The organism is Micromonospora sp. LOL_014, from assembly GCF_048060245.1.
Taxonomy (GTDB): Bacteria; Actinomycetota; Actinomycetes; order Mycobacteriales; family Micromonosporaceae; genus Micromonospora_E.
In genome coordinates this window covers 47,971-64,115 of record NZ_JBHMIP010000026.1, presented here as the reverse complement: position 1 = coordinate 64,115, position 16,145 = coordinate 47,971, and the positions used below count along the sequence as shown (strand labels likewise).

Genomic DNA, 16,145 nt, shown 5'->3' with positions numbered 1-16,145 from the left:
GCGGGCACCGATGATCGGTGCCCGCCCCTGTCGCTACTTCATGATCAGATTCGTCTCTTCGACGCGACACGCCGGGCGGGTATCAGATGAGGCGCATCGGATCATGCATGCGTACAGCGCCAGCCGACGCTCACAGTCCGAGCTGACGGCGTACCTCGGCTGCCACCCGGCCCCCCTCGGCCTGGCCGGCCACCGCGGCCTGGGCCGCCTTCATGGCCGGGCCCATCTGGGCCTTGCCGGCGAACCCACCCTCGGCCAACGCGGTGGCGACGATGCCGGCCAACGCCTCGTCGTCGAGCTGACGCGGCAGGTAGCGGTCCAGCACCTCGCCCTCTGCCCGCTCCTTGGCTGCCTGGTCGACCCGGCCGGCGTCGGCGAAAGCCGCAGCCGCCTCCCGGCGCTTCTTCGCCTCCTTGGTCAGCACGGCCAACGCCTCCTCGTCGGACAGCTCCCGCTTGGCCCTGCCGGCGACCTCGGCGTTGCCGATCGCGGCCAGCGCCATCCGCAGGGTGGAGGTGGTCAGCTCGTCACGGGCCTTCAACGCGGCCCGCATGTCAGCAGTCAGGCGGTCCTTCACGGTGCTCATGAGTGGCCAAACTACCCTGGTCGGCATGCGAAAGCGCACCGTATTCCGGCTCGCCGCCGGCACCACAGCACTCGGCGCCGCCACTCTGGCGTACGCCTCGCTCATCGAGCGCAACATGTTCACCCTGCGCCGGTTCGACGTGCCGGTGCTCGCGCCGGACGCGGAACCGCTGCGCATCCTGCACCTGTCGGACATGCACATGATGCCGGACCAGCGACTCAAGCAGGCATGGGTGGCGGCGCTGGCCGGACTGGACCCGGACCTGGTCGTGGTCACCGGCGACAACCTGGCCCACCCGGACGCCGTACCGGGCGCGCTGCGGGCCCTGCAGCCGCTGCTGGACCTGCCGGGCGCGTTCGTCTTCGGCTCCAACGACTACACCGGACCGGTGTGGAAGAACCCGCTGGGCTACCTGCTGCCCGAGCGGGACTACCGACCCGGCCCGGACCTGCCGTTCGAGGAGCTGCGCGAGGTGCTGGTCGGTGCCGGCTGGCACGACCTGAACAACCGGCGGGCGTCGTTCAAGGCCGGCGGCCGGCTGATCGACGCGGCCGGCGTCGACGACCCGCACATCGAACGCGACGACTACGCCGCCGTCGCCGGCCGGCCGTCGCCGGAGGCCGACCTGAGCCTCGGCCTGACCCACTCCCCGGAGCCCCGGGTGCTGGACGAGATGGCTGCCGACGGGCTCGACCTGCTGCTCGCCGGGCACACCCACGGCGGGCAGGTCTGCATGCCGTTCGTCGGTGCCCTGGTCACCAACTGCGATCTGCCCCGGTCGATGGCCAAGGGCCTGCACCGGTGGCCGGGCACCGACTCGTGGCTGCACGTCTCGGCCGGGCTGGGCACCCACCCGACCGCGCCGGTCCGGTTCGCCTGCCCTCCAGAGGCCACCCTGCTGACCCTGATCGCACGCTGACGCAGGTCAGCCGGCGTCCGGTGACGCGACGCCCCGGGGCGTCGGCGGCGCACCGGGGATACCGGATTTGCCCTGCCGGGCCGGTGGGCTAGTATTGCCCAGCGGACCTCGGGGTGTGGCGCAGTTTGGTAGCGCGCTTCGTTCGGGACGAAGAGGTCGTCGGTTCAAATCCGGCCACCCCGACCAGGTCAAGGGCCATGTCGAGCACATCGACATGGCCCTTCGCATGTCCAACTGCGTGTCTGAGCGCCCTGGCTGGTGCAGTCGAGTCTCCCACCCGGCAGCGGATCGCCGGATGAGACGGTAGCGAGGCGGCGGCGGGTCCGGACGCCCGCGATGCTCGTGTTGGTGTTCACGCACCTGGTTCTCCCAGATCTCCTGGTCGTAGTCAGGGTCGGGCGGGATCCAGCGGTGTGAGCCGTCGTCGTAGTGCATCGGTTCGTCGCCGGGGCGCAAAATCGACATCACAGCCAGCCGAGAAATCGCCAGTAGAGGTCGCCGCCGTGCCCGGTCGGCAGGTCGGTCATCGCCTCGATCAGGTTGGTGGCGAGGTAGACCGACAGGGAGACGCGGGCGTCGGCGTACTCGATCTTGAGTTGTTGTCGGCTGTCGAGGCACGGCCAGGCATGCCCGCAGCCGGCGCAGACCCAGCTCGGGCGGGTGGGGACGTGCATGCTCATCCGGCGTTCTCCGGCTGGTCGACGGCGGCGACGTGCACACCGAGGTCGCGGAGCCGGCTGAGCGCGACCTCGGTGCGCCAGCAGCGGCCGGTGGCGGTGAGCGGGTCGCCGCAGGCGCAGTCGTCGGCTCGCGGTGCGTGCCGGTCGACCAGCGCGGTCAGGTGGTCGATCTCGACCTGGCGGGGGACGGGGTCAGTCATCGGCCGGCGCGGTGCGGTCGCTGACCGGGTGGCCGCCGGCCGGGTCGGGGCCGGGGTCACCCCATACCCGGGTACGCAGCGACGGTCGGTCGGTGGCCGACAGCGTGGTTTCGGCGAAGTCGACGACGTCGAGGTGGGCCAGCGAGTCCCGCAGCGCGGCGGCGAACCGGGCGGCGGCTTCGATGCTGGTGAGCCGGGTCGGCAGGTGGATGGTCCAGCGCGGTTCGTCGCTCACCAGTGGCCTCCGTTGCCGGTCTGGCGCTGGTGTTCCGAGCGGTAGACGCCGGCGGGTGGGTCGTTGAACCGGCAGCCGACGTGGCGTTGCCGCCACTGCCGCAGCCCTTCGCGTAGCCGGTCGGCCTCGGCCCGGTCGACGGCGGCCTGCCGGGTGAGCCGGTCCAGCTCGTCGGCGACGTCGCGCAGGTACGCGTACACCGCCGCCGGGTCCAGCCCACGCCACCGGGTGTCGAACTGCATCGCCCTGACCTGCCACGGCTCGACGAGTACGCCCTGCCGAGGCACCACCCGCCCCCGCCTGCTCCGCTGCTCCATGACTTCTCCTCGTGAACTCGACACCAAACGCTCAGCCAACAGCCAGGGAAGGCCACGCTGATCGACAACTCGCATCTATGGATGAGCCGATTAGTAGTTCGAATCGCGAAGCGCAATCGTTCGCCATCCAATGATCATCGCCGCGCTCTACTCCGGTGCGGCAGGACCTGTTTGTAGTAAACGGATTGTCGGCGTCCTCCGGTAGCCTGTGAGGACACTGGACGCGTTGAACGCGTTGAACGCCGGTCCGACCAGGGAGGCTGCGGATGACACGGCAGCAGAGGAAACGCAACGAGCAACTGCGGGAAATGATCAAGGCGTGCCGGTGGTCATACGATGCCTGTGCCGCAGCAGTTCGAGTCATCGCCCGCGAGCACAACGACGACCTGCGATCCTGCGATCGGTCACACGTCGGCCACTGGGTCGCAGGGGTACGGCCAAGTGGTCGAACCCCTCGCTACCTCGCCGAAGCGGTCAGCCGTCGACTCGGTCATCTCGTCTCACCGACCGACCTTGGCTTCGACGTGGACGGTAGCCTGGAAGCCGACCTAGGCGGACTCGACTGGTGGGTGGACGACTGCGCCACCAACCTCGTGACGATCGGGAGGGCCGACTTGGAGCGACGAGCTTTCGCGCTCAAAGCCTTGTACTCGCTGGCTGCGCTCGCGGTTCCTTTCGAGTCCTGGCAGGAGGTCGCAGACCGAGGGCGACGCGCACAAGGCGGTGGGGTCGCGGTAGGCCGCAGCGAGATTGACGCCGTGCGAGACATGCTGGCGGTGTTCAGCCGAGCTGACGAGCGGTTCGGCGGCGGCCACGCCCGTCTTGCGGTCATTCAATACCTTTCGTCAGATGTCGCTGACTATCTGCGCGGCAGGTTCTCGTCCGACTCGGAACGCAGGGCAATGTTCAGCCTGGCTGCGGAGATGACCTACCTTGCCGGATGGAAAGCATTTGATTCGTCCCTGCACGGCCTAGCTCAGCGGTACTACGTCCAATCACTGCGGCTCGCGAATGAAGCCGACGACCGCGCACTTGCAGCGTTCACTCTGCGTGCGATGGCTCATCAAGCTGTTGACCTCGGTCACGGGCAACAGGCGCTCAACCTCGCGGAATCCGCTCTCGGCTGGTCAAAGGGAAGCTCCACCCCGGCCGCCACTGCTCTGTTCGCGATCCTAGTGGCGCGGGGTCACGCGGCAACAGGTGACCGTACACGCACCTCCACGGCGATCTCTGCTGCCGAGAAGCGCCTTGCGGAATCTGCACCGGACGAGGAGCCGCCGTGGATTCGGACCAGCGGTTTCACGGAAACCTCGCTTGCTAGTCAAGCTGGACAGGCCCTGCGGGATCTGGGAGATATGTCGGGCGCCGAGACGCAGCTCCGCCGGTCGATTGCGACTCGAAACTCAGATGTCTACCGCCGTATTCACACGCTGACGTTAGCCAACCTGGGCGACGTGCAGTGCGCGCAGGGCCGTCTCGGCGAGGCAGCCGCGAACTGGAACATGGCCATGGACGCGATGACTGGCGTCAAGTCGGGCCGGGCGCGTGCCGCCGTGAAGAACATGCGAGCGCGTCTGGGGGGCGTTGGCCAGCGCCTACCCTCATTCGCTAAACAACTTGATCAGCGCGGTGCCGCTCTTCTTCGTGATGGGAGTATCCCTTCGGGGACCTGACCAGATGCACGATCTTCTGGATCAAGCAGTACCGCCCGACCCGCCACCGTCCGTATGCGCCGTCAAGGTGTGGCGGGCAGAGCCGCAGCCTGCTCCGCAGGAGTGCGGGTAGACGGCACAGGGGAGGCAGGACGAAACAGACGTGATCCGGACTGGTGAGCGATTCGGAGTGGCAGAAGGCTACTGTTGGGAGGCTCGCAGCCGCCCGACTCATCGAGGTAGCAGAGGTGCAAGATTCTCCCTCAAACGCTAAGGCCGCCCGAAGGCGGCCTTAGGATGTGGTGTTCGGGTTTCCCCTAGGCACCGTTAGAAAAGTTCTGTATCAAGAAGAGCACACTTCGGCTGGCTGCTGCAACCTAAACACTGCGTTCAGTCACAGCTGAGGCCAAGCGCGGCAGCGTCTGCCGCACGTCAGCACGTCGGTCACCGACTGACGGACAGATCCCGGGCGATCAGTTCGGCGATCTGGATGGTGTTCAGCGCGGAACCCTTGCGCAGGTTGTCGCCGGTGACGAAGAAGTCGATGGCCCGGGGGTCGTCCATCGACCGACGGATCCGGCCGACCCAGGACGGTTCGGTGCCGACCGCGTCGATCGGCATCGGGAACTCGGCGTTCGCCGGGTCGTCGACCACGATCACCCCGGGCGCGTTGCGCAGCACCTCGCGGGCACCGTCTGCGGTCACCTCACTGCCGAAGACCGCGTGTACGGCGACCGAGTGCCCGGTCACCACCGGCACCCGCACGCAGGTGGAGGAGACCTTCAGATCCGGCAGGCCGAGGATCTTGCGGGACTCGTCGCGGAGTTTCAGCTCCTCGGTGGACCAGCCGGCGTCGGCCAGCTCGCCGGTGAACGGCACCACGTTGAGCGCCAGCGGCGCCGGGAACGGGCCGAGGTCGTCGCCGACCGCCTGACGTACGTCGCCCGGCCGGGAGCCGAGCGTGCGGTCGCTGGCCGCCCTGGTCAGCTGGCTGTGCAGCAGGTCCACGCCGAACCGGCCGGCTCCGGAGACCGACTGGTAGCTGGCCAGCACCAGCTCACGCAGGCCGTACTCGCGGTGCAGCGGGGCGATCGCGACGATCATGGCCAGGACGGTGCAGTTGGCGTTGGAGACGATCCGGCGCGGCCGGCGGCGTACCTGCTCGGCGTTGATCTCCGGCACGACCAGCGGTACGCCGGGGTCCATCCGGAACGCACCCGAGTTGTCGACCACGGTCGCGCCGCGTTCGGTGGCGACCGGTGTCCACTGCCGGGACACGTCGTCCGGCACGTCCACCATGACGACGTCGACCCCGTCGAAGGCTTCCGGGCTGACCTGGTGCACCGGGAGGTCCTCGCCCCGGCAACGCACCAGCCGCCCGGCGGAGCGGGATGAGGCCAGCAACCGGATCTCGCCCCAGACGTTGGCCCGGGAGGTGAGTAGTTCGCACATGACGGCGCCGACGGCGCCGGTCGCACCGAGCACCGCGAGGGTGGGCAGCGGGCGTGCCCTGGTGTCAGGCACCGGGGCTCACCGGCCGGTGCCTGCGTAGACCACCGCCTCCTCCGTACCGCCGAGGTCGAAGGCGGCGTGCACCGCGCGTACCGCCGCATCCAGGTCGGTGTCCCGGCAGACGACCGACACTCGGATCTCCGAGGTGGAGATCATCTCGATGTTGACGCCGGCGTCGGCGAGAGCGGCGAAGAAGTTGGCGGCCACGCCCGGGTGGGAACGCATCCCGGCACCGATCAGCGACACCTTGCCGACGTGGTCGTCGTAGAGCAGGCCCTTGAAGGCGATCCGCTCCTGCTCCTTGCCCAGCGCCGCCATCGCGGTCGGGCCGTCGGCCTTCGGCAGGGTGAAGGAGACGTCGGTGCGGCCGGTGCCCTCGGTCGACACGTTCTGCACGATCATGTCGATGTTGGTCTCCGCGTTGGCCACCGTCTCGAAGATGCGGGCGGCGGCACCCGGCTCGTCGGGAACGCCGACGATGGTGATCTTCGCCTCGCTCCGGTCGTGGGCGACTCCGGTGATGAGTGCTTGCTCCACGGAAAGATCCTCCATCGATCCGGTCACCATGGTGCCGGTGTTGGTCGAGTACGACGAGCGGACGTGGATCGGCAGGCCGGCCCGGCGGGCGTACTCGACGCTGCGCAGGTGCAGCACCTTCGCCCCGCAGGCGGCCAGCTCCAGCATCTCCTCGTAGGTGATCTGCTTGATGTGCCGGGCGTTCGGCACGATCCGGGGGTCGGCGGTGAACACCCCGTCGACGTCGGTGTAGATCTCGCAGACGTCGGCCTGCAGCGCGGCGGCGAGCGCCACCGCCGTGGTGTCCGAACCACCGCGGCCCAGCGTGGTGATGTCCTTGGTGTCCTGGGACACGCCCTGGAAACCAGCCACGATCGCCACTGCGCCCTCATCCAGGGCGCCCTGCAGCCGCCCTGGGGTGACGTCGATGATCCGGGCCCGGCCGTGCACCGAGGTGGTCAGCACACCGGCCTGCGAGCCGGTGTAGGACCGCGCCTCGTAGCCCAGGTTGTGGATCGCCATGGCGAGCAACGCCATCGAGATCCGCTCGCCGGAGGTGAGCAGCATGTCCAGCTCCCGACCGGGCGGCAGCGGGCTGATCTGCCCGGCGAGGTCGAGCAGCTCGTCGGTGGTGTCGCCCATCGCGGAGACGACCGCCACGACGTCGTCGCCGGACTTGCGGGCCGCGACGATCCGCTCGGCGACCCGCTTGATGCGTTCGGCGTCGGCGACCGAGGACCCGCCGTACTTCTGCACCACCAGTGCCACGGCGGTCCACTCCCCTCCAGCTGCTGCCAACCTGCCGGCATCAGGGTACCGGCGTCCGGAGCCCGCGCAGACAGCCGTTCCCACGATCCGGCCGGGTGCGGTCACCGCCCGTGTCCGTCGGGGACGGCCGGTCGTTCGGCCCGGCCCGGTTCGCGACACGCCGACGGCCCGCCGTCGGACCGTAAGGCCGCAGGTCGTCGGCGGGCCGGCGACGGAAATCGGCGTGTCCGTGGGCCGCCCGGCCGCAAAACCCGAGCGGGTACGCAGAATGGGCGGATGCGTTCCCGGGGTCCCGTAGCGTCACGAAACTCGCCTGCCGCGCTGGCCTGCGTGGCGTTCGTCACGTTGTCCCTGCTGGGCTGCGATTCCACCGATCCGGTGACGTCGCCGCAGGGCACGCCGACCGGCGAGCAGTCGCCGTCGGCGCCAGGGAGCACCCCGCCGGCCGAACCACGGGCGCAGTTGGCGGCGGCGGCCGCCGCCGCCAGCGACCTGCGGATGACAGCGTTCTACACGTTGCAGACCCCAGGTCGGCCGGACCGGACGGTGGCGGTGACCCTGGCCGAGGACGGCGGGTGGCGGGTGGACATTCCGGGCGGCGCCCCAGGCGGCGCGGGCGGTACGAGCAGCACGAGCGGCACGGGCGACGTCGCGATGGCACAGAACGACGATGGCCTGTTCCGATGTGCGCTGCCGTCGGCCGGAAACCCGGTGACGTCGTACTGTGTCCGGCTGGGCGACCCGGACGCGGCGGTCGAACCGGCGCTCGACCCTCGGCTGCACCACCTGTTCGCCGACTGGCGGGCGGTGCTGGCCGACCGGCGTGCCCCGCTGGCGGTGTCGGTGACCGAACCGCTCGACGGCGCCGACGGCACCTGCTTCTCCGTGGAGTCGACCACCACCTCGTTGCAGCCGCCACTGGACGTGGGAATCTACTGCTACCGCCCGGACGGCACCCTCACCGGCGCACGGCTGGAGCTCGGGACGCTGCTGTTGGCGGGCCAGCCGGGCGCGGCCCCGCCGTCGATCACGCTGCCGGGCCCGGTGACCACCGGGGTGCCGCCGAACGGTGCCGGCACCCCGCCGACGAGCAGCGGATCCACGACCGGCACCGGCTGAGATTTCCGGCCGGGCTTTGCCAACCCGCGATCACCACGTAGGGTGAGAGCCGTCATGTGGCAGGCGCTCCTCCTTCGCTGCCGCGACGAGGCCCCCGAGGCCGGCACCTCGTCGCGGAGTTGACCCGCGCCGCCTTGACCCCATCCGCGCCCACGCTGTCCAGCCGCTCCGGCACCGTTCGCCGCACCTGGGCGAGCGCGCCGCCCAGCTGACCGAACCGGGCCGCCGCCCTTCGCCGTACCGACGCGGCCACCGCGACCGAAACGGCCACCATGACCGACGCGGCCACCGCGACCGGATCGCCGCCGGGCCCTGCCGGCCGACCGGACCGAGGTGCCGCCGCCGGCCGGCGGACGCGACAGCGCGGGACCGTCCCAGACCAGGAGATCGCACCATGGCACAGCCAACCGCCGGCCCAGCACGGCAGTCCGTCGACGTCCAGCCCACCACCGATCGGGTCGCCACCGACCAGCCCGCCACCGATCCGATCGCCCGGCAGCAGCCGAGCCGGATGGCGTACCAGCGTTATCAGCCCTACCACCAGCAGTTCGCCGTCGACGTACCCGACCGGCAGTGGCCAACCCGCCGCATCAAGCAGCCGCCCCGGTGGTGCGCCGTCGACCTGCGTGACGGCAACCAGGCGCTGATCGACCCGATGTCGCCGGACCGCAAACGCCGGATGTTCCAGCTGCTGGTGCAGATGGGCTACAAGGAGATCGAGGTCGGCTTCCCGGCGGCCAGCCAGACCGATTTCGAGTTCGTCCGGCAGCTGATCGAGCAGGACCTGATCCCCGAGGACGTCACGATCCAGGTGCTGACCCAGTGCCGGGAGCATCTGATCGACCGGACCTTCGAGTCGCTGCGCGGCGCGAAGCGGGCCATCGTGCACTTCTACAACTCGACGTCGGTGCTGCAGCGCCGGGTGGTCTTCGGCCTGGACAAGGCCGGGATCACCGACATCGCCACCACCGGGGCGCGGCTGTGCCAGAAGTACGCCGAGATCCACACCCCGGACACCGACATCTTCTACGAGTACTCCCCCGAGTCGTACACCGGCACCGAGCTGGACTACGCGCTGGAGGTGTGCAGCGCGGTCATCGACGTGATCGCGCCGACCCCGGACCGGCCGCTGATAATCAACCTGCCGGCCACCGTCGAGATGGCCACCCCCAACGTGTACGCCGACTCGATCGAGTGGATGCACCGGCGGCTGCCACAGCGGGAGAGTGTGGTGCTGTCGCTGCACCCGCACAACGACCGGGGCACCGCCGTGGCCGCCGCCGAGCTGGGTCTGCTGGCCGGCGCGGACCGGATCGAGGGTTGCCTGTTCGGCAACGGTGAACGCACCGGCAACGTCGACCTGGTAACTCTGGGGCTGAACCTGTTCAGCCAGGGTGTCGACCCACAGATCGACTTCAGCCAGATCGACGAGATCAAGCGGACCGTCGAGTACTGCAACCAGCTGCCGGTGCACGAGCGGCACCCGTACGCCGGGGACCTGGTTTACACCGCGTTCTCCGGCTCCCACCAGGATGCCATCAACAAGGGCTTTGACGCGCTGGCCGCCGACGCCGACGCAGCCGGCGTCCAGGTCGACGACCACTCCTGGGGGGTGCCGTACCTGCCGATCGACCCGCGTGACGTGGGGCGCACCTACGAGGCGGTGATCCGGGTCAACTCGCAGTCCGGCAAGGGCGGGGTGGCGTACGTGATGCGCCAGGAACACAACCTGGACCTGCCCCGGCGGCTGCAGATCGAGTTCTCCGGCGTGGTGCAGGCCGTCACCGACGACTCCGGCGGCGAAATCGAGCCGCAGCGGATGTGGGACATCTTCGCCGACGAGTACCTCGGCGGTCAGCGGACCGGGCCGGCGGTGACCCTGGAGTCGTACGCGACAAGCACGGTCGACGGCAAGGTGGAAGCGACCTCGGTGGTCGTGGTCGACGGCGTCCGGCACACCCTGGACTCGGCGGGCAACGGCCCGATCGACGCATACGTCAACGCGCTGCAGGCGGTGAACGTCAGCGTGCGGGTGCTGGACTACCACGAGCACGCGCTTTCCGCTGGCGGCGACGCGCAGGCGGCGGCGTACGTGGAGTGCGAGGTCGGCGACCGTACGGTCTGGGGTGTCGGGCTGGACTCGAACATCGTGATCGCCTCGGTGCGGGCAGTGACCAGCGCGGTGAACCGCAGCCGACGCGCCGGCTGAGCCGGCGGCACCGAGCCAAGATCCACTTAGGTTCCGGCGAAACGCCGGAACGGCGGGTGCCTGGCGCTGACCGCCCGGCACCCGCAAGCTAAGCAGGTGCGAACCCCTTTTCGACAGCGTCCCTGGACCATCCGATTCGATCCGCGCCGGGCGGCGGTCGCGGTAGCCGCCGCCCTGGCGCTCGTCGCGACCGCCGGCTGCGGGTCCGTCGACATCACCCTCGGCTCCCCCACCGCCACGCCGCCCGGCGGGTCGGCAGACGGCTCCGGCGACGGCTCCGCTGATCAGGCGTCCGCGCTGCTCGACCAGTTGACCGTGGCGTCCGCCGGTGACATGCGGGGCTACAGCCGGGACCACTTCCCGCACTGGAGCTCCGCCGGCAGCAACTGCGACGTGCGGGACACCGTCCTGGAACGCGACGGCACGGCGATCGAGCTGGACGGCTGCAACGTGGTCGGCGGACAGTGGCTCAGCGCGTTTGACGGCGAGTCCTTCACCGACCCCGGCGACCTCGACATCGACCACATCGTCCCGCTGGCCAACGCCTGGCGCTCCGGTGCCGACGAGTGGGACGACGACCAGCGCCGCGAGTTCGCCAACGACCTGGACCGCCCGCAGTTGATCGCGGTCTCCGCGTCGACCAACCGGGCAAAGGGTGACCAGGACCCGTCGCAGTGGAAGCCACCGAACCGGGACTACTGGTGCCAGTACGCCCAGGACTGGATCACGGTCAAGCACTACTGGGAGCTGTCGGTCACCGAGCCGGAGAAGGCGGCGCTGGCTGACATGCTGACCACCTGTCCGTGACCGCGACCGGTCGTTGACACCGACCGGTCGGTGACGGCGGTACGGGTGGCCGATGAGAGGACAGGAGCTGACCATGGGCGAGCCGGTGGAGTCGAGCCGTACCCGGGACATCGTCACCGGGCCGGGCGGGGTGATGACCGACGAGGTCGGTGTGATCACCGGCGAGTTGACGCTGCGCACCGAGTTCGCCGCCGGCCAGGTCACCCTCCGCGTGCAGTACAAGGACGCCGCGGAGTGGTACGTGGTGACCGGCGGCCGGGCCGACCTGGCCGACCCGGCCGGCCTGGACGCCGTACACGCCATCGCGGTCGGCCTGCTGCACCGCCCGGACGGCTGAAACTGCGGACAACCCGTACGGCAGCGGCTCGCGCGAACGGCTACGGCAGCGGTTCGTGCGGGGCGGAGACGGTGGCCGGCGCGGTGCCGGCACCGGCGGGGGCGACCGCTTCCGGACTCGTCCGGTGTGGGCGCAGCGACCCGGCGGCGATCTGCTCGGCCCAGTGGCAGGCCACCCGGGACGGGCCGATCTCGCGCAGCACGGGCCGCTCGTCGGCGCAGCGGGTCGGCTGCGCCCACGGGCACCGGGTGTGGAATCGGCAGCCGGCCGGCGGGTTCGCCGGCGACGGCAGGTCCCCGGCCAGCAGGATCCGCTCCCGGCGGTCCTCCACCTCCGGGTCCGGCACCGGCACGGCCGACAGCAACGCCCGGGTGTACGGGTGCAGCGGCTCGCGGTAGAGCTGGTCCCCGGGTGCCTCCTCGACCAGCGCGCCGAGGTACATCACCCCGATGGTGTCCGAGATGTGGCGGACCACCGCCAGATCGTGGGCGATCACCAGGTAGGTGAGGCCGCGTTCGATCTGCAGCTCGTCGAGCAGGTTGATCACCTGGGCCTGGATCGACACGTCCAGGGCGGAGACCGGTTCGTCGGCGACAATCAGCTCCGGACCGAGGACCAGCGCGCGGGCGATGCCGATCCGTTGCCGTTGGCCACCGGAGAACTCGTGCGGGTAGCGGGACAGCGCCCAGCGGGGCAGGCCGACCGCGTCGAGCGCTTCGCCGACAATTCGTCGGCGCTCGGTGCGGTCGGCGCCGATGTCGTGCGCCTGCAGCCCTTCGACGAGGATCGACTCGACGTTCTGCCGGGGGTCCAGGCTGGACATCGGGTCCTGGAAGATCATCTGGAAGCGGCGGCGCATGGTGCGGAGTTTGGCCGCCGGCAGCCGGTTCAACGTCACTCCGTCGAAGACCACCTCGCCGCCGGTCGGCGGGGTCAGCTGCAGGATGGCCCGGCCGAGCGTCGACTTGCCGCAGCCTGACTCGCCCACCAGGCCGTACGTCTCGCCCCGGGCGATCCGCAGGTCCACCCCGTCGACCGCTCGGACGTGCCCGACGACCCGGTCCAGCAGGACGCCCCGGGTGATCGGAAAGTGCACCTTGAGGTCGCGGACCTCGACCAGTGGCTCATTCACCGGGCGGCCTCCACCGTGTCGTCGGTCTCGGGCGGGTTGACGCAGCGGAACGCGTGCCCGTCCGGCTCCCGGCGCAGCTGCGGCGCGGCGCCGAGGCAGGCGTCCACCTGGCGGGCGCAGCGCGGCGCGAAGGCACAGCCGTCCAGCCAGGGCAGCAGGTCCCGGACCGAGCCGGGGATGGGTCGCAGTCGCTGGCCGTGGCCCGCGTCGAGCCGGGGAATCGAGCCGAGCAGGCCCACCGTGTACGGGTGGCGCGGCGCCACGAACAGGGGTCGGCGGCGGGCTGTCTCGACCACCCGACCGCCGTACAGCACGTTGATCGTGTCGCACATGCCGGCAACCACCCCCAGATCGTGGGTGATCATCACCAGTGCGGTGCCGGACTCGCGGACCAGGTCCTTGAGCAGTTCCAGGATCTGCGCCTGGATCGTCACGTCCAGCGCGGTCGTCGGCTCGTCGGCGATCAGCAGCCGGGGTTGGCAGGCGACCGCCATCGCGATCAGCGCCCGCTGCCGCATCCCACCGGAGAGCTGGTGCGGGTACTCCTTCAACCGGCGGGTGGGGTCCGGAATGCCGACCCGGTCCAGCAGATGCTCGGCCTCGAGCCGGGCGGCCTCGCCGCGCATTCCCCGGTGCCGGACCAGCACCTCGGTGACCTGCACACCGATCGGTACCACCGGGTTCAGCGAGGAGAGCGGATCCTGGAAGATCATCGCCACGTCGCGGCCGCGTACGTCCCGCATCGCCCGGGGATCGAGCTGCAGCAGGTCGGTGCCGTCGAACGCGGCCTTGCCCTGGACCCGCACGCCCTTGCCGGCCGGCAGCAACCCCATGATGGCCAATGAGGTGACGCTCTTGCCGCAGCCGGACTCGCCGACCAGCCCGGTCACCTCACCGGCGTCGACCGAGAAGGACACCCCGTCGACCGCGTGCACGGTCCGCTGCCCCCGCCGGGCGAAGGTGACCGCCAGTTCATCCACGTCGAGCAGCGCCATGGCTCACTTCCGCAGTTTCGGGTCGAGGGCTTCGCGCATCGCCTCGCCCAACAGGGTGAAGCCCAACGCGGTGATGATGATGCCCAGCGCGGGCAGGATCGCCAGCCGGGGCGCGGCGTCCAGGTAGCGCTGCGCGTCGGCCAGCATCACCCCCCACTCCGGGATCGACGCGTCCGGGTTGCCCAGCCCCAGGAACGACAGCGCGGCCACCTCGATGATCGCGGTGGCCAGGGTGAGCGTGGACTGCACGATCACCGGGGCGAGTGAGTTCGGCAGGATGTGGGTCAGCGCCACCTTGCTTCGCCGGACCCCCAGGGAGGTGGCGGCGAGGACGTAGTCGCTGTTCGACTGGGCGAGCATCGAGCCGCGCAGCAGCCGGGCGAAGATCGGCACCGAGACCATGCCGACCGCGATCATGACGGTGGTCAGGCTGGCCCCGAGCAGCGCCGCGATGCTGATCGCCAGCAGCAGGCTGGGCAGCGCCAGCAGCATGTCGACGATCCGCATCAGTACGGTGTCCACCCAGCGGCCCCACCGCCCGCCGAGGCCGGCGGCGGCGCCGGCGAGGCCACCGATCAGCGTGCCGACGGTCAGCCCGATCATGGTGGCGACGACGCCGACCAGCAGGGTCTGCCGGGCGCCGACGATCATCCGGCTGAACTCGTCGCGGCCGAGATGGTCCACGCCGAACCAGTTGGCCGCGCGCGGCCCCGGGTAGAAGGCCTGCGCCTCGCGGATCTCGTCCTTCCACAGCTGCGCCGCCGGATCGTACGGCACCAGGAACGGGCCGACCAGGGCGACCAGCAGGAAGACGCCGAGGATGACGGTGCCGACGATCGCCGCCGGGTTGCGGCGCAGCCGGCGGAACGCCTCCTGCCAGAGGCTGACACCGCGCTCGTCGTCGTGCGCCGCGGAGAGCTCGGCGAGCCGGTCCAGCTTCGCCTTCTTCCGCCCCGGGCTCAGTAGGTCACTCATCGGGCCGCCTCCGTCCGCGCGGCTGCGGGCCACGCTCGCCGCAGTCCTGTCCACCCCGTACTACCGGTCAACCGCCCGCTCACCGGACCCGCACTCTCGGGTCGATGAAGGTGTAGGAGATGTCGACCAACAGGTTCACCAGTACGTAGACCAACGCGATGATCAAAATGAAGCCCTGCAGTACGGGGTAGTCCCGCTGGCTGATGGCGTCGGCGACGAACGCTCCGATGCCGCCGAAGGCGAACACGGTCTCGGTGAGCACCGCACCGGACAGCAGCCCACCGGTGAGCAGGCCGATGCTGGTGGCCACCGGCAGCATCGCGTTGCGCAGCACGTGCCGGCGGCGGATCACCCGGCCGGTCAGGCCCTTGGCCTGGGCGGTACGGACGAAGTCCTCGCCGAGCACCTCCAGCACGCTGGCCCGGGTGATCCGGACGATGATCGCTAGCGGAATGCTGGCCAGGGCCAACCCTGGCAGCACCAGGTGCCACAGCGCGTTGAGCGAGGCATCCCACTCCCGGGTCAGCAGTCCGTCCAGCACGAAGAAGTTGGTCACCCGGGTGGCGTCGATGCGGGGGTCCTGCCGGCCGCTGGACGGGAACCAGCCGAGGTTCACCGCGAAGATCGCCTTCAGCACGTACGCCAGAAAGAAGACCGGGACGCAGATGCCGATCAGCGATCCGGCGACCGATCCGTGGTCGAGCAGGGTCCCGCGGCGGCGGGCGGCCAGGTAGCCGAGCGGGATGCCGACGCCGATCGCGATCAGCATGGCGGCGGCGGTCAGCTCGACGGTGCCCGGGAAGCGTTGCAGGAACTCGGTGGTGACCTCACGTTTCGTGGAGATCGAGGTGCCGAGGTCGAGCTGCAGCAGCCGCTTCATGAACCGGCCGTACTGGATCAGGATCGGCTCGTCGAGCCCGAGGTTGCGACGGATCGCCGCGCGCATCTCCGGGGTGCCGCGTTCACCGAGGATCGCGGACTCCGGGCCGCCGGGCAGTCGGTGCAGCCAGATGAACAGCAGCAAGGAGAGGCCGAACAGCGTGGGTACGAGTTGGAGCAGTCGTCGGACGATGAAGCGGAACACGGTGCCTCGGCAGGGGGTGTGGAGGGTCGCGTGGGCGGGCGCCGCCGCCACCCGGACTGGTGGCCCGGGTGGCGGCCGACGCCCGCCCTCGTTCCGTTCGCT

16 protein-coding genes, 1 tRNA gene and 1 pseudogene are annotated in these 16,145 nt (G+C 70.1%); 7 read left to right on the top strand and 11 right to left on the bottom strand.

Annotation, left to right across the window (positions count from 1 at the left end):
- Positions 1 to 130 precede the first annotated feature (130 nt).
- The gene (locus ACFHW1_RS21930) at positions 131 to 586 is read right to left on the bottom strand and encodes a GatB/YqeY domain-containing protein (RefSeq protein ID WP_416552074.1); all 456 of its coding nucleotides are present in this window, start codon (positions 584 to 586) and stop codon (positions 131 to 133) included.
- 25 nt (positions 587 to 611) lie between these two features.
- Here ACFHW1_RS21930 and ACFHW1_RS21925 point away from each other — a divergent pair, with 25 nt between their 5' ends.
- A complete protein-coding gene (locus tag ACFHW1_RS21925) occupies positions 612 to 1,505 on the top strand; it encodes a metallophosphoesterase (RefSeq protein ID WP_416616017.1) in 894 nt (297 codons plus the stop codon).
- Between the two features lie 109 nt (positions 1,506 to 1,614).
- Positions 1,615 to 1,691, top strand: a tRNA-Pro gene (locus tag ACFHW1_RS21920).
- A gap of 278 nt (positions 1,692 to 1,969) precedes the next feature.
- On the opposite strand, the gene ACFHW1_RS21915 is transcribed toward ACFHW1_RS21920, so the two are convergent.
- From ACFHW1_RS21915 to ACFHW1_RS21900, 4 genes are read right to left on the bottom strand one after another with little or no spacing between them, the layout of a single operon-like run.
- Complete coding sequence (locus tag ACFHW1_RS21915; RefSeq protein ID WP_416552076.1) at positions 1,970 to 2,185, bottom strand: flavin reductase; 216 nt, start codon at positions 2,183 to 2,185, stop codon at positions 1,970 to 1,972.
- Positions 2,182 to 2,385 (bottom strand): hypothetical protein, encoded by a 204-nt coding sequence (locus ACFHW1_RS21910; protein WP_416552077.1) that lies wholly within the window; start codon positions 2,383 to 2,385, stop codon positions 2,182 to 2,184. The genes ACFHW1_RS21915 and ACFHW1_RS21910 overlap by 4 nt, the downstream gene beginning before the upstream one ends.
- Positions 2,378 to 2,620: a hypothetical protein gene (locus tag ACFHW1_RS21905; protein WP_416616015.1), complete on the bottom strand. Its 243-nt coding sequence runs from the start codon at positions 2,618 to 2,620 to the stop codon at positions 2,378 to 2,380. The genes ACFHW1_RS21910 and ACFHW1_RS21905 overlap by 8 nt, the downstream gene beginning before the upstream one ends.
- Positions 2,617 to 2,937, bottom strand: a complete 321-nt coding sequence (locus ACFHW1_RS21900) for a DivIVA domain-containing protein (protein WP_416616014.1) — start codon at positions 2,935 to 2,937, stop codon at positions 2,617 to 2,619. The genes ACFHW1_RS21905 and ACFHW1_RS21900 overlap by 4 nt, the downstream gene beginning before the upstream one ends.
- A 266-nt stretch (positions 2,938 to 3,203) precedes the next feature.
- Here ACFHW1_RS21900 and ACFHW1_RS21895 point away from each other — a divergent pair, with 266 nt between their 5' ends.
- Positions 3,204 to 4,610, top strand: a complete 1,407-nt coding sequence (locus ACFHW1_RS21895) for a Tat pathway signal protein (RefSeq protein WP_416556614.1) — start codon at positions 3,204 to 3,206, stop codon at positions 4,608 to 4,610.
- A gap of 423 nt (positions 4,611 to 5,033) precedes the next feature.
- On the opposite strand, the gene ACFHW1_RS21890 is transcribed toward ACFHW1_RS21895, so the two are convergent.
- Together ACFHW1_RS21890 and ACFHW1_RS21885 are read right to left on the bottom strand one after the other, a co-directional pair.
- A complete protein-coding gene (locus tag ACFHW1_RS21890; RefSeq protein WP_416616012.1) occupies positions 5,034 to 6,113 on the bottom strand; it encodes an aspartate-semialdehyde dehydrogenase in 1,080 nt (359 codons plus the stop codon).
- A 6-nt stretch (positions 6,114 to 6,119) separates the two neighbouring features.
- Positions 6,120 to 7,385, bottom strand: coding sequence for an aspartate kinase (locus ACFHW1_RS21885; protein ID WP_416556612.1), 1,266 nt, complete (start codon positions 7,383 to 7,385; stop codon positions 6,120 to 6,122).
- Positions 7,386 to 7,661: 276 nt separating this feature from the next.
- Between ACFHW1_RS21885 and ACFHW1_RS21880 the strand changes: the two genes are divergently transcribed.
- The 4 genes and pseudogenes from ACFHW1_RS21880 to ACFHW1_RS21865 all read left to right on the top strand — a co-directional run.
- Positions 7,662 to 8,504, top strand: a complete 843-nt coding sequence (locus ACFHW1_RS21880) for a hypothetical protein (RefSeq protein ID WP_416556611.1) — start codon at positions 7,662 to 7,664, stop codon at positions 8,502 to 8,504.
- Between the two features lie 511 nt (positions 8,505 to 9,015).
- Complete coding sequence (leuA, locus tag ACFHW1_RS21875) at positions 9,016 to 10,713, top strand: 2-isopropylmalate synthase (RefSeq protein ID WP_416590197.1); 1,698 nt, start codon at positions 9,016 to 9,018, stop codon at positions 10,711 to 10,713.
- Between the two features lie 96 nt (positions 10,714 to 10,809).
- Entirely contained in the window at positions 10,810 to 11,520 is a 711-nt protein-coding gene (locus tag ACFHW1_RS21870; protein ID WP_416556610.1) for an HNH endonuclease family protein, read from the top strand.
- A 94-nt stretch (positions 11,521 to 11,614) separates the two neighbouring features.
- Positions 11,615 to 11,857: pseudogene (locus tag ACFHW1_RS21865) on the top strand (hypothetical protein); the annotation flags it as partial.
- Between the two features lie 40 nt (positions 11,858 to 11,897).
- Here the strand turns inward: ACFHW1_RS21865 and ACFHW1_RS21860 are convergent.
- From ACFHW1_RS21860 to ACFHW1_RS21845, 4 genes are all read right to left on the bottom strand, one after another.
- The gene (locus ACFHW1_RS21860) at positions 11,898 to 12,989 is read right to left on the bottom strand and encodes an ABC transporter ATP-binding protein (protein ID WP_281552757.1); all 1,092 of its coding nucleotides are present in this window, start codon (positions 12,987 to 12,989) and stop codon (positions 11,898 to 11,900) included.
- Positions 12,986 to 13,984: an ABC transporter ATP-binding protein gene (locus tag ACFHW1_RS21855; RefSeq protein ID WP_416569250.1), complete on the bottom strand. Its 999-nt coding sequence runs from the start codon at positions 13,982 to 13,984 to the stop codon at positions 12,986 to 12,988. Before ACFHW1_RS21855 ends, ACFHW1_RS21860 begins: the two co-directional genes overlap by 4 nt.
- Before the next feature lie 3 nt (positions 13,985 to 13,987).
- Complete coding sequence (locus tag ACFHW1_RS21850; protein WP_416556608.1) at positions 13,988 to 14,959, bottom strand: ABC transporter permease; 972 nt, start codon at positions 14,957 to 14,959, stop codon at positions 13,988 to 13,990.
- A 79-nt stretch (positions 14,960 to 15,038) separates the two neighbouring features.
- Positions 15,039 to 16,043: an ABC transporter permease gene (locus tag ACFHW1_RS21845; RefSeq protein ID WP_282232636.1), complete on the bottom strand. Its 1,005-nt coding sequence runs from the start codon at positions 16,041 to 16,043 to the stop codon at positions 15,039 to 15,041.
- Positions 16,044 to 16,145: the final 102 nt, after the last annotated feature.